The sequence below is a fragment of the Atopobium sp. oral taxon 810 str. F0209 genome (assembly GCF_000466405.1).
Classification (GTDB): domain Bacteria; phylum Actinomycetota; class Coriobacteriia; order Coriobacteriales; family Atopobiaceae; genus Olegusella.
The window spans coordinates 22,376-34,774 of sequence record NZ_KE952948.1 but is presented as its reverse complement, the minus strand read 5'-3'; the positions used below and the strand labels follow the sequence as shown (position 1 = coordinate 34,774).

Below are 12,399 nucleotides of genomic sequence, written 5' to 3'. Positions count from 1 at the left end.
ATGAGGGGGTGGGGCATGAGCGGTTTTAAGCGCTTGTGCATGTTTGTCTTTGGACTGGCTGGAATGGCCTGCCTCGCAATACTAGTGCTGCCTTGGTATGGCATCTATCAGCATGGCATTGCGACTGTGCTCGCCAATCCTATTGGCGGTACAGCTGCTCTTGTGCTTGCCTGCATTACGGGTCTAGGTCTGTTGGTATGTCTGTTGGGCGCTTTGTTTACTCCGCGTAATCCGCATTCGGTTATTGTGTCTGTTGTTGATGGCGATGAGGTGCAAGTCACGCGTGATGCTATTCGTGCGCAAGCAGTGCATACCATAGAGCGCGATGGTACGTTGACGGCACGGAGTGTGAACGTCAAAGCAAAGAAACGCGGCCATGTGCGTGTCTTTTGTCGCATTCAGCCCAACAATACGGTTAATGTTGCAACGTTGGGAGCAGAGCTTCACGACCGCTTGATGCTTGGGCTTGCCGAGATATGTGGCGATACGGTTGATAGCGTCACGATTGAGTTTGTTGATCCCGTCACCCATGACGAGCCTGTCAATTTTGACAGCCTTGAAGCCAGCTATGCTAACACGATGGCAAAAGCACATCCTGCGTCGGCAGAGTCTGAGTCTCAGCCAACTGCTCCCGAAGTGCCTGTTGCTGAAGATATTCGTGTACCCATGGGACACACAACGGCTTTGCGTCCACTTCAGCTTGAGTCTGAGGCTAACGACGACGATGATCTTTCTGTTGACATGGATATAACTGAAGAAGTCCCTACAACTGATAGGGAGGGCTCATAATGCAAGAAAAGAAACCCAAGATGACCATAGAACAGCAGATAGCCGCTGATAAAGAAGAGCAGACCAAAGCAGTTGAAGCCAACTCTCAACAATTAGTGGCTAGTGAAAAAGTGTCTCCGCAGAGTGCTGAGGCGAGCAAGCTTCCGCATCAGGCTGTTGTTGGGTGGGTTCATCGTAGCTTCCCAGGTCATGAGAACGCCTTTTACGGTGGTGTCACAGGTCTTGCATTAGCAATTCTTTTTTTGATTGTTGGCTTTTGGACTACGTTAGAAATTGCTCTTTTCTGTATTGCTGGTGTTGCGGTGGGGCAGCTACTTGATGGTGATCCCCGTATTATTCGTACCATTCGCTCACTTTTTGAGCCTCGCAACTAAGATTATGAACTGGCCTTTGTGCAGCTAGAAAGGACACTTCCATGAGTGAAGACAAAAAGCAGGAGCTTGAGCAGGCAGTTTCTCAGGAAAGTGTAGATACCCCCGCAGTCCCTCTTGCTGCTATCGAGGAAAGCGAGACCAGTACTGCTATAGAGCCCGTATGGGATGGGGGTGAGGGAGTAGCTGTTGACTCTGAAGAAGATCTCGACAGTGAAGACTCCCTGACATTCTCCAATGGTGTCATTGAGAAAATTGTTGCCATTGCTATGCGCGATGTACCAGGTGTTATTGGTATGAAGGGCGGCTGGCTCGATCGTGTACAGGAAACCTTTGGTGCTCATGCGCCTCGCAAGGGAGTGACGGTTGAGGTTACCCCCGATTCTGCTGTACGTGTCAATATCTCAGTCATGATTGAGTATGGTGCCTATGCTCCCCAGGTTTTTGAGGATGTCAAAAAGACCGTGGTCAAGCAGGTCACGGGTATGACAGGACTCGAAGTTGCTGGTGTCAATCTTCGTATTGAGGATGTCTTGACGCAGGAAGAGTATGCTGCTTCCAAGCGTGCCGATGCCGCTGCCGCCGCAGCTGCTGCTGAAGCAGCTGTACAGGCTGAGACTACCGAAACCGAAACAGAGGAATAAGGGTGAGTTTGCGCACATCAGTTGCAATCGCTCTAGGAAGACTAACTTCTTGGGGCTTGCGAGATTTGCTTCACCGCAATGCATCCCAGCTACCTGGAAGAGTGGCGTTGGGGATAGACTCGCAGGTGATTGCAGCTTTGGCAGGAAAACTGCAGAAAGGCTCGATTGTTATCTGTGGCACAAATGGTAAGACCACTACTAACAATATAGTGGCGTCTGCTATTGAGGCTGCGGGTCAACGTGTGCTCTGCAATCGCGTGGGGGCAAATATGGCTCCTGGTGTTGCGGCGGCACTGCTTCCTGGAAAGACGGCAGACTGGGCAGTGATTGAGGCGGACGAACTCTCAACAGTTCATATCCTTCCTCAACTGCAACCCAAATATCTCGTGTTGCTCAACCTCTTTCGAGATCAATTAGATCGGGCAGGCGAAATTGAGCACGTACAGGATGTTATTGTGTCAGCCCTGCTGGCATCTCCTGAGACTGTCCTTGTCTGTTGTGGCGATGATCCGCTTTCGGTAGGTGTGGCTTATCGTGCCGCTCAGGCAGGGACGCATGTGTTGAGCTTTGGTATTGGTGAAGATTTAGATCAAACAGCCGACCGCGTGCCCGAAGCACGTTTTTGCCAACAATGTGGAGCAGAGCTTAGCTATGACTATCGCAGCTATGCACAGCTTGGCGCGTTTCATTGTCCCAACTGCGATTTTGCCCGTCCTGAGCTCGACTTTGTAGCTCGCGAGGTCAAAGTCAGCCGTGAAGGAATCGCATTTAGTGTGTCGGGACCTGGCTTTGGTAATGAAAAGCCGCTGCAGCTTCATGCTGATTTTGGTGGCGTTTACATGGTGTATAACCTGCTTGCCGCCTATGCTGCAGCGCATCTTGCTGCCACAGATGATGCAAGTTTTCAGCGCACTATAGATGAATACCGGCCTGCCAATGGTCGTTTGCAACACTTCAACGTTTATGGGCGTGAAGTTGTCCTCAACCTTGCAAAAAATCCTACGGGTTTCAACCAAAATATTTCTCTTTTGTTGGCAGATGAGCGCCCCAAATATGTTCACATTGCCATTAATGACAATGTAAATGATGGTAAGGATATCTCTTGGATTTGGGATGTCGATTTTGAGCGTCTTTCCGACGACGAGAATCCTATACAGGTATATTGCAGCGGCAGTCGCGCAAATGACCTGCAAGTACGCCTTAAGTATGCAGGGATTGCATCATCGATTTCTGAAAATGTAAAAAGTACACTCGCCTCACTTGAAGCATCTGATACAAAACAAACACTCTATGTACTCACAAATTACTCGGCGCTCTGGCCTGCCAAAGCTGAGCTCGAAGAGATGGGGGCGCGTCATGTCTAGTACTTCTCGGACACTTCGTATTGCGCATCTCTATCCTGAGCTGCTTAATCTTTATGGCGATTCGGGCAATATTCTTGTACTGCGCCGTCGTTTGGAATGGCGTGGGATTGGCTGTGAGGTCATTGAGTGTCACATGGGTGATCGTCCGACTTTTTCGGATATAGATATTGCTTTTATCGGCGGGGGATCTGACCGTGAGCAGAGTATTGTTTGTAAGGAGCTCCTCTCGGTTCAAGCAGAGCTTGCTGCTTTTGTCGAGGATAATGGTGTACTTGCGGCAGTTTGCGGTGGCTATCAGCTACTAGGTTCCAACTATCTGATGGGGGATGAAAAGCTTCCAGGTCTATCTTTGGTGGACATGTATACCGATAGAGCTGAGCCACGTCTTATTGGCAATATTGTAGTGGAGAGTCGCATATCCCCACAGCGTATTGTGGGATACGAAAACCATGGTGGGCGCACGCATTTAGGCGCTGGCGTTGAGCCTATGGGCAAGGTTTTATATGGTCATGGCAATGATGGTAAGACGGGTTTTGAGGGCTGTCTCTACAAAAATGTGGTAGGTACCTATATTCATGGGCCTCTGCTCCCAAAAAATCCTGGGGTGGCAGACTATCTGATTGCGCGTGCACTCGAGCGTCGCTACGGTGATGTAACGCTCGAGCCGCTTGACGATGCAGAGGAGCTTGAAGCAAACTCTGTTATGACAAAACGTTTGCTCTCAGGTCAGGTTAAAGAGCAGTAGACGTGTTTTGCTCTGCTTGATAGCGCTCTGACTGCTTAGCGCATTTTACCTGCATAAACTAAATACGAGTAGAGATATATCCACACAACTCCGCCCAACAAAATTACTGAAAGAATGGGTGCTGCGAGCGCTTGTAAAATATCGCTGGCAAGACCGCAGACGATGAGTCCTACTCCCATAAATATGGACGTAATGCCGCCCATGCGATGTGTTCTTTGCCAACAATGCTCATCTGCCAGTGCCCAGGGCGTCTTGATGCCAAAGCTGTAATTCTGGCGTACACGGGGAAGATAATTCCCTAGGGCAATAAGGCCTACTCCTAATGTGCAGAGTATGAGTAGGGGAACTATCTTGCTGCTTTGAGGAATCCAGCCAAATACTGTGGCTTCCGTAATCCAAGAAAGGATAATGAATAAACAGCTAGTCGCAATGATAAAGCCATGCCAAAGCCCTTGGATTTTTTTATACGCCTCGCCTTTTGGATCAATCTTGGGGATAAAGTAAAAAAGCACCAGCATCCCCAGAGGCAAGCTCGACAAAATCAGTGCTACCCAACGAGGACCATGACCATTTATCTGTCCGCTTGTATCCCAATGCGTAGGAATAGTCTGAGGGAGCTTCGGATAAAAATAGAGGTGAGCTGCTAAATTAATGAGGCAAAGTAGGGCTATTACCAGCCAAAACTTCTTTTCCTTAGCCTTCATGGTCTTGCGTCCCTTCGTGTGACGTGAGCTCAAACAGCCACGCCATAAGTCCCTGAACAACAGTGGTATTGAGTCGATAGCGTACGTAGAGTCCTTCTTTTTCAGAACTTACAAGCCCTGCATTTTTGAGAATGGCAAGGTGATGACTTAGGGTGGCTTTGCTCAGGTCAAAATGTTCGGCAATTTCGCCCGCAGTGAGATCTTGGTCTTGTAAGAGTTTCAAAATGCGTCTGCGTGTTGCATCAGATAGTGCGGTGAATGCTTCTCCTGCCATGTCCTTTCCTCACTAATTCGATAGATATCAAATTAGTATGAGATGGTATGACAGTGCTCTTCTTGCGTCAAGACTGATTTTTGCTGGTTGAAACCTATAATGAAACGCGACGAAAGGAAGTAAGCCATGTATGACAATGAATATGTACCAGGTCGCAACGACGAATGTTGGTGTGGTTCGGGCAAGAAGTACAAGAAATGCCATATGCGCAAAGATGAGCGTATGGAAAGACTCGCGCTTGAGGGTGAAGAGGTGCTCCCTCGTAGTCTCATGAAGTCCGAGGCTGATATCGAGGGCATTCGTAAATCTGCTGAAATTAATCGTGGTGTGTTGGATATGGTGGGGAAGCGCATTGCTCCAGGAGTTACCACCGAGGAGATTGATACGTGGATTTACGAATACACTACCGCACATGGTGGCGTACCTGCTGACCTCAACTATGAAGGCTATCCAAAAAGCGTTTGTATCTCGATTAATGATGTGGTGTGCCACGGTATTCCTTCTCCCAAAGTAGTGTTGCAGGAAGGCGATATCGTTAATGTTGATTGTTCGACTATCTTGAATGGTTATTTCTCAGATTCGAGTCGAATGTTTTGTATTGGTGAGGTTTCCGATGAGCGCCGCCGTTTGGTGGAGGTGACGCACGAGTCAGTTAAGGCGGGTCTTGAGGCAGTTATACCCTGGGGTCATCTAGGCGATGTTTCCTATGCTGTTCAGCGTTGCGTTGAAGAAGCAGGATATTCGGTGGTGCGCGAGTATGGTGGACATGGTATTGGCAAGGAATTCCACGAAGATCCCTTTGTGAGCTTTGTGGGCGAGCCAGATACTGACTATGTCCTTGTGCCAGGTATGTGCTTTACGATTGAACCTATGGTCAATGCGGGTAGTCATGATATTTGGATTGACCAGAGTGATGGTTGGGTAGTCCGCACCAAGGACGGTAGTGATTCTGCTCAGTGGGAAGTCCAGCTGGTTGTTACCGAAGACGGCTATGAGCTTCTGTCCTGGTAGTCCTGTTTTATAGCTCTTTTGCTCGGTCATATATTTCAAATGGGTGTCAACAATGGTTGGCACCTTTTTTATTGAAAACCTTCTACTTTTTGGGTAGGAATCTGGCATAAAAACTGTTATAACACTGTTATATAGTTAGCTAAGGATAACTACTAGGAAGGAAAGAGATGGAAACTTCTTCGTCAAATCCATCCCAAAAATCATCACCTCTAGTGAGACTTTTGGGTTGGTCTGAGAAAAAAGGGAGTTATGTGCTCAGCGTTATCCTCGCAATTATTGGTGTTGCGGGAAGTATGGTGCCTTATTTTGCCGCTGGTCATATGATTACAGGCATCCTTACGGGGCAACGAGATTGGAACTTCTTTTTGCATTGGGGAGTAGTGGCGGCAGTAGGCTACCTTGTATATCTCGTATTTCACTTTGCTTCGACGGCAATTTCGCACATTGCTACGTTTGCTACTATTTCGAATATCCGGCAGCTTTTGGCTGAAAAGCTCGTTCATGTCCCTATGGGTTATGTTCTTGATATTCCCTCAGGTACGCTTAAATCACTCATGGTCGAGAAGGTTGATAGTATCGAAACCATGCTTGCTCATGCAGTTCCTGAGCTCACATCAAACTTGCTGATTCCGGCGCTTGTCTTGATATATCTATTTACCCTTGACTGGAGATTGGCGTTGGCAGCACTTGTTCCGTTCTTTTTAGGAATGTTTTGCATGGCGGGGATGGCCCATGACTATGAAACGTGGTATGGCAATACCGTAACAACAGGCAAAGCCATGAATGATGCCTCAGTAGAATATGTTGCTGGTATTGAGGTTATCAAGGCATTTGGACAATCTGCCAGCTCATATGAGAAATTCTCCCGTGCTGTTTATGCATCTGCACATGCGTTTATCGATTGGATGGCACATTGCCAAATTTGGTCGGATGGTGCTCTTTCGCTGGCGCCTGCAACGCTTGTTACCGTGCTTCCTTTAGGTTGTTTGTTTGTTGCACAGGGAACACTTGATGCAGCCACCTTTGTCATGTGTGCTGTTCTTTCGGTGGGCATCTTCCCGCCGCTGTATGCCGCAATGAGTTTTGCAGATTCTTTGGCGCAGATTGGTACCACGGTAGATGAGATTGCCAAAGTACTTGATTTACCCAATCAACGCCGCGCTACAAAGCCAGTTTTACTTGAGAATCACGATATCAGTCTTTCAGACGTTCATTTTTCTTATAGCGATCAAGAAGTTATTCACGGTGTAAATTTGGAAATAAAAGCAGGTCAGATGACAGCGTTAGTCGGACCTTCTGGTTCGGGAAAATCCACTCTTGCGCGTCTTATTGCAGGATTTTGGGACCCTGATAGTGGCAAGGTGTGTATAGGTGGACATTCACTACAAGAGATGAGCGCAGATCAGCTCGCGCAGCAAATTGCCTATGTTGACCAAAATAGTTATTTGTTTGATGACAGTATCATGAATAATATCCGCATGGGTAGACCGCAAGCAAGTGATGCTGAGGTAATTGCTTGTGCAAAAGCTTCGGGTTGTCATGATTTTATAGTAGCGCTACCGAAGGGCTATCAGACAGTTGTTGGTAGTGCTGGAGGACATCTTTCAGGTGGTGAACGCCAACGTATTACCATCGCGCGTGCCATGCTGAAAGATGCACCTATTGTGTTGCTCGATGAAGCTACAGCATATGCTGACCCCGAAAGTGAAGCTGAGGTTGAATCTGCGGTTGCCAAATTGGTTGCTGGTAAAACGCTTATTGTTATTGCGCATCGACTTTCTACAATCTGCGATGCCGACTCGATTGTTGTGGTGTCAAAGGGTTGCATTGAGGCTCGAGGTACCCACAGTGAACTCATGAAGAATTGCCCGCTTTATGCAGATATGTATACGGCACATATCGGCGCACGCGACGCAGCCTAAAGGAGGGCATTACTATGTTTTCTGTTCTAAGAAAGTATTTTGCATTTGGCAATGCCTACCAACTCAAACTAAGGCGCGGACTCATTTTTACCCTTCTTCATGCGTTATTTGAGGGGCTACAAATTACGGCGCTTTGGGTTGTGCTATCTAGTCTTGTTCGCAATGAGGTGTCGGGAACGACAGCTCTTATTGCTCTTGCCATCATGTTGGTAAATATTGTTGGTTCATTTGTATCTACACATCTTGCGAGTATGAATTTTTGCTCGGCTAACTTTGGTAATGCGGGAAAGAAACGCATGGATGTAGGTGACAAATTGCGTCATTTGCCCATGGGTTACTTCAATGAAAAGAGCCTAGGTGAAGTTACGAGCATTATGACAAATACCCTTGATGATGTGCAAAACCTCGGTGGATTAGTATATCAAGCAGTGCTTGGTGGCTTGGCTTTTTCATTTATGATTTGCATGATGATGTTCGTACTTGACTGGAGATTAGGGTTCTTGACACTTACAACTACCGCTCTGTTTGGCGGAAGTATGGAACTCTTACAGCGTTTTGTGCGCGTGGCTTCTGACAGACGAACTGCAGCTCAGCAGTCTATTGTAGAAGCAGTCCTAGAATATGTTCGCGGCATTTCTGTTGTACGTGCGTTTTCCCTTCTTGATAGCGCTCAAAATCGATTGACGTCTGCCATTGATGCCTGTGAAAAAGAGAATGTGAGTTTTGAGCTGGCTGCCATGCGTTTTGCCGTGATGCAAGCTGTTGTCTCAAAAGCGACAAGTGTTGCAATGTGTCTCCTTTCATGCTGGTTGTATATTACGGGTTCAATGGATGCGGGCATCAGCCTCACGATGATAGTTGCCTCTTTTATGGTGTTCAGTCGTCTTGAAATGTCTGGAACCTTCTCTACCATTTTGCGCCATATAGAAGTTGCGATGAATCGCGTTGACTTACTGCTTGCTACGAAAGAGATGAGCGAAGGTGGCGGCAAAGAAACCCCAGACAGCCTTGATATTACCGTCGATCATGTTTCATTTGGCTATGGAAAAGAACGTATCCTAGAAGATGTCAGCTTTAATATCCCAGCAGGCACATCCTGTGCAATTGTCGGTCCCTCTGGTTCGGGAAAAACTACCTTAGCGCGTTTAATTGAGCGCTTCTGGGATGTAGACGAAGGTAGCATCAGCTTAGGAAGTTATGATGTGCGCGACTATAAGGTTGATGCATTGCTTTCAAATTTCTCTACCGTATTTCAAGGTGTGTTTCTCTTTGACGATACGATTGAAAACAATATTAAATTTGGCTCTCCTAACGCCACCCATGAGCAGGTAGTACAAGCAGCACAAAGAGCGTGTTGTCATGACTTTATTACTGCTTTACCAGATGGATATGAGACACGTCTTGGTGAAAATGGTTCAGTGCTTTCGGGTGGAGAACGCCAGAGATTGTCAATTGCGCGAGCGATCTTAAAAGATGCGCCAATTGTGGTGCTTGATGAGGCAACCGCAAATGTTGACCCCGAAAATGAGCTGGAACTGCAACGTGCCATCGCTGAACTTACCTCTCGTAAAACGGTCATCATGATTGCGCATCGCTTAAAAACGGTACGTGATGCCGACCAAATACTTGTGTGTGACAAGGGACGCATTGTTCAACGTGGTACACACGATATGCTTATGCAGCAAGGTGGTCTTTACGCCACATTTGTAAATATGCGCAAGCAAGCTGCTGGTTGGAAGATATCTGCTGTATAAGGCCCGTATGCCCGCTTGTCTATAATGGCTGGCAAGGCAAGCGGGCGAGAGGGGCATTGGTATGTGTGCAGTACAGAGTTCTTCACGAGAAAAAATTCTTGCTGCGGCTCGTACTGAGTTTTGGAAGTACGGTTTTGAGAAGGCATCTCTGCGTACGATAGCTCAGCAAACACATATGACTACAGGTGCTATCTATGGCTACTTTACTTCAAAACAAGCGCTCTTTAATGCACTTGTTGAGCCTGCAGCTGCAGGCCTTCTTACCCTTTTTGAAAAAGCTCAAGAAGAGTTCTATGCCTTAAGCCCCGATAGGCAAAGCATGGAAGCCATGCTTGATTACACGCTTGCGGTGAGTAAGCATGTAACGGAAGCACTTTATGCCAATCGCGATTCTTTTTTGCTTGTGCTAGAAAAAGCAAGTGGTACACCGTGGGAAAATTACGTTGATCGCTTTGTGGAGATTGAGGCAAAAAGTACTACTGAATATGTTGAAATCTGTAATGCTCAGAGCAATGAAAGTATGTGTCCTATCTCTGATGTACTGGCGCATACGCTCGCGCGCTCTTATTTTTCCTGTCTCTTTGAAATTTTTTGTAATGAACCAGATGAAAGAACCGCTGCTGAACATATACAAGCGCTTGTCCGTTTTTACCACAGTGGTTATGCAAGCTTATTTGAAATATCGCGCCCATAGTCAAAATATGAGAACAAGAAAGCCGATCGCGGAGTTAAACCGTGAGCGGCTTTGGCTTAGCGCAGCTGTCATACCAGGCGTATAGGAAAAAATGCGTGCCCAAATTTGGGATATATCCGTAGGTCAAGTATGGAAAAATCGATGCTTAAATTCTGTCTGGAGATTTTAAGCGGTCAGGCAAAATGTGTGTCCGATTCTGACCTGACAGTGCAGGCGAAACCCTATGTTTACCCTCGTTATCTTTGTTGTCCAAGTGCCTGATGGCAGAGAAAACACTGCGCCCTGTATGCAGAGGCGATATGAAGCGCAATGAGGTCAGTTCCTCAAGACGGACGCATCATCTGGCACACCTACCCCGCAAAACGGTTCACAATTCATCAGCAGACCGTGAATTAGGTTCCTATTTCCCCATTGGCACAAAATTTACCAGGCATTTTGTGGAGCCAAACGTGAATTAGGAACTTTTTCTGGAGGAGATGGTGAACGGTGAACCTTTTCCAAACGAGGTGATGAACGGTGAACCTTTCGGGCGGGATGGTGACAAGGGAACCTATATGCACCTTTGAGGAACTTTTCATCTGCTAATCATTGGTTGAACGCATGTGTATGTGTGGACACACGTTTTTCCTATATGCCTCATATCAAGAATTCAGGCTCTCCCATACTGTCAACCGCACCTTACTTTAATGTGATTGTAGAATGTGTTAGCCTTGTATAACAGTATAGCTAACCTGCTATGTTAGCAGTCATGTACGGGTAGTCGTGTAAAAAGGGAGAGCTATGAGCAAGGAGATGTCTCAATCTGGTGAGAAGAAAAATAAGCTCACCACGAAAGATTTAATTTATGCAGGAGCATTCGGGGCTATATACATTGTTCTTATGCTTGCTATTGTGATGGGTCTTGGAGCAATACCTTTGCTATATTGGCTTGCTCCTATGTTTGTAGGTCTTATTGGCGGCACAGTTTATATACTCTGTGTTATGAAGGTAAAAAAGTTTGGCACGGCTCTTATCTTGGGTCTGCTGTTTGCCTTAGTAGCTGGTTCGACAAGGTGGTATACCTTCTGTGCTTGTTTGGTAGGACCTCTCCTTGCTGAGCTTGTGATTTTTATGGGTAAATATGAGTCTCGTAAGATGTATCTCGCCTCTTTTGTTTTGTTCAATTTGAGCATGTGCGGGCCTTACCTTTGCTTTGTGTTCGATCTTGATGCTTCCTTGGCCATGAGCGCACAATACTATGGCGCCGCATATGTGAAGGCTACTACCCAAATTTTCCAAGGTGGTTTCTATCTTGGAACCATTGGCTTTGCTCTTGTCGGAGGCATTGGTGGCGCGTTGCTTGCTAGCAAATTGCTCAAAAAGCATTTTGAAAAGGCGGCGATTATATAAGTGGTCTTCGATACCTACGCAGACGACTCTCAAGCAATAATTCGCTTTGATCCCCGAACGAAATTTTTGGTACTTCTCTCCGCATGTCTTATTACGTTTGGGGCTGCGGGAGAGGTGCCTTTGATGTTGTTGTGCGCCCTTGAGTGCATTCTTATATTCCTTAATGGAAAGCGCTTTGTTGGTATCAAACTCATGCTTATGAGTGCGTTGATGGAAAGCCTAAACGTATTGGTTGCTTCCATGCCTTCCGTGTCAGCGGGTATGGCTTCGCTTGTGATGGCCATCTATGCGCTCTATAGACTGTTCTTTCCCATCCTAGCTGCCTTTACACTGCTTGTGCGGACTACACGTGTCAGTCAGATTCTTGCAGCGTTTCAAGCAATGCATATGCCAATGGTAGTTGTCATCCCTCTCACCGTTATGTTCCGCTTCGTTCCTACCGTCCAGGAAGAATGGATGGGCGTACGAAAAGCGATGGCATTCCGTGGTATTGAATTGACGCCTACTGCAATTATTCGCGCACCATTTCAAACAATTGAATACATTCTTATACCGCTGTTGTTTAGTACCGTTGCTGTGATGGAGGAGCTGGCAGCTGCTTCGCTTGCGCGAGGTCTTGATTGTAATGTGGCGCGTACTACGTTGGCAGATGTAAAAATGAGATTTTCGGACTATCTCGTACTGGCGATACTTGTTTGCCTGGTGGTATGGGTGAGCATAGAACTTCCTTAGGTGGAG

13 protein-coding genes are annotated in these 12,399 nt (G+C 46.8%); 11 read left to right on the top strand and 2 right to left on the bottom strand.

From position 1 onward, the window contains the following. Positions 1-15: 15 nt before the first annotated feature. From amaP to HMPREF9069_RS03940, 5 genes are read left to right on the top strand one after another with little or no spacing between them, the layout of a single operon-like run. A complete protein-coding gene (gene amaP / locus HMPREF9069_RS03960) occupies positions 16-789 on the top strand; it encodes an alkaline shock response membrane anchor protein AmaP (protein ID WP_051317778.1) in 774 nt (257 codons plus the stop codon). After that, positions 789-1,163, top strand: a complete 375-nt coding sequence (locus tag HMPREF9069_RS03955; RefSeq protein ID WP_021625865.1) for a DUF2273 domain-containing protein — start codon at positions 789-791, stop codon at positions 1,161-1,163. Before amaP ends, HMPREF9069_RS03955 begins: the two co-directional genes overlap by 1 nt. A 41-nt stretch (positions 1,164-1,204) precedes the next feature. Then, positions 1,205-1,804, top strand: coding sequence for an Asp23/Gls24 family envelope stress response protein (locus HMPREF9069_RS08825; RefSeq protein WP_021625864.1), 600 nt, complete (start codon positions 1,205-1,207; stop codon positions 1,802-1,804). Between the two features lie 2 nt (positions 1,805-1,806). Next, entirely contained in the window at positions 1,807-3,168 is a 1,362-nt protein-coding gene (locus HMPREF9069_RS03945; RefSeq protein WP_084170307.1) for a Mur ligase family protein, read from the top strand. Continuing rightward, positions 3,161-3,913 carry a type 1 glutamine amidotransferase gene (locus tag HMPREF9069_RS03940; protein WP_021625862.1) on the top strand — a complete coding sequence of 251 codons (753 nt, stop codon included), beginning with the start codon at positions 3,161-3,163 and terminating at the stop codon, positions 3,911-3,913. The genes HMPREF9069_RS03945 and HMPREF9069_RS03940 overlap by 8 nt, the downstream gene beginning before the upstream one ends. Positions 3,914-3,948: 35 nt before the next feature. Here HMPREF9069_RS03940 and HMPREF9069_RS03935 read toward each other — a convergent pair whose 3' ends face one another. Together HMPREF9069_RS03935 and HMPREF9069_RS03930 are read right to left on the bottom strand one after the other, a co-directional pair. Next, the gene (locus HMPREF9069_RS03935; RefSeq protein WP_021625861.1) at positions 3,949-4,617 is read right to left on the bottom strand and encodes an SdpI family protein; all 669 of its coding nucleotides are present in this window, start codon (positions 4,615-4,617) and stop codon (positions 3,949-3,951) included. Further along, on the bottom strand, positions 4,607-4,891 hold the full coding sequence (locus HMPREF9069_RS03930) for an autorepressor SdpR family transcription factor (protein ID WP_021625860.1): 285 nt from the start codon (positions 4,889-4,891) through the stop codon (positions 4,607-4,609). Before HMPREF9069_RS03930 ends, HMPREF9069_RS03935 begins: the two co-directional genes overlap by 11 nt. 126 nt (positions 4,892-5,017) lie before the next feature. Here HMPREF9069_RS03930 and HMPREF9069_RS03925 point away from each other — a divergent pair, with 126 nt between their 5' ends. From HMPREF9069_RS03925 to HMPREF9069_RS09380, 6 genes are all read left to right on the top strand, one after another. Continuing rightward, the gene (locus HMPREF9069_RS03925; protein ID WP_021625859.1) at positions 5,018-5,902 is read left to right on the top strand and encodes a methionyl aminopeptidase; all 885 of its coding nucleotides are present in this window, start codon (positions 5,018-5,020) and stop codon (positions 5,900-5,902) included. A gap of 167 nt (positions 5,903-6,069) precedes the next feature. Then, positions 6,070-7,824: an ABC transporter ATP-binding protein gene (locus tag HMPREF9069_RS03920; protein ID WP_035438415.1), complete on the top strand. Its 1,755-nt coding sequence runs from the start codon at positions 6,070-6,072 to the stop codon at positions 7,822-7,824. 14 nt (positions 7,825-7,838) lie between these two features. Further along, on the top strand, positions 7,839-9,578 hold the full coding sequence (locus HMPREF9069_RS03915; protein WP_021625857.1) for an ABC transporter ATP-binding protein: 1,740 nt from the start codon (positions 7,839-7,841) through the stop codon (positions 9,576-9,578). Positions 9,579-9,639: 61 nt separating this feature from the next. After that, positions 9,640-10,272 (top strand): TetR/AcrR family transcriptional regulator, encoded by a 633-nt coding sequence (locus HMPREF9069_RS03910; RefSeq protein ID WP_021625856.1) that lies wholly within the window; start codon positions 9,640-9,642, stop codon positions 10,270-10,272. A gap of 780 nt (positions 10,273-11,052) precedes the next feature. Next, complete coding sequence (locus HMPREF9069_RS03905; protein ID WP_021625854.1) at positions 11,053-11,661, top strand: MptD family putative ECF transporter S component; 609 nt, start codon at positions 11,053-11,055, stop codon at positions 11,659-11,661. Then, complete coding sequence (locus HMPREF9069_RS09380) at positions 11,662-12,393, top strand: energy-coupling factor transporter transmembrane component T family protein (RefSeq protein WP_021625853.1); 732 nt, start codon at positions 11,662-11,664, stop codon at positions 12,391-12,393. It begins immediately after the preceding gene. Positions 12,394-12,399 lie beyond the last annotated feature (6 nt).

Coding starts and splice junctions, on each gene's coding strand:
- amaP (WP_051317778.1), top strand. CDS start 16: ATGAGCGGTTTTAAGCGCTTGTGCATGTTTGTCTTTGGACTGGCTGGA.
- HMPREF9069_RS03955 (WP_021625865.1), top strand. CDS start 789: ATGCAAGAAAAGAAACCCAAGATGACCATAGAACAGCAGATAGCCGCT.
- HMPREF9069_RS08825 (WP_021625864.1), top strand. CDS start 1,205: ATGAGTGAAGACAAAAAGCAGGAGCTTGAGCAGGCAGTTTCTCAGGAA.
- HMPREF9069_RS03940 (WP_021625862.1), top strand. CDS start 3,161: ATGTCTAGTACTTCTCGGACACTTCGTATTGCGCATCTCTATCCTGAG.
- HMPREF9069_RS03935 (WP_021625861.1), bottom strand. CDS start 4,617: ATGAAGGCTAAGGAAAAGAAGTTTTGGCTGGTAATAGCCCTACTTTGC.
- HMPREF9069_RS03930 (WP_021625860.1), bottom strand. CDS start 4,891: ATGGCAGGAGAAGCATTCACCGCACTATCTGATGCAACACGCAGACGC.
- HMPREF9069_RS03925 (WP_021625859.1), top strand. CDS start 5,018: ATGTATGACAATGAATATGTACCAGGTCGCAACGACGAATGTTGGTGT.
- HMPREF9069_RS03920 (WP_035438415.1), top strand. CDS start 6,070: ATGGAAACTTCTTCGTCAAATCCATCCCAAAAATCATCACCTCTAGTG.
- HMPREF9069_RS03915 (WP_021625857.1), top strand. CDS start 7,839: ATGTTTTCTGTTCTAAGAAAGTATTTTGCATTTGGCAATGCCTACCAA.
- HMPREF9069_RS03910 (WP_021625856.1), top strand. CDS start 9,640: ATGTGTGCAGTACAGAGTTCTTCACGAGAAAAAATTCTTGCTGCGGCT.
- HMPREF9069_RS03905 (WP_021625854.1), top strand. CDS start 11,053: ATGAGCAAGGAGATGTCTCAATCTGGTGAGAAGAAAAATAAGCTCACC.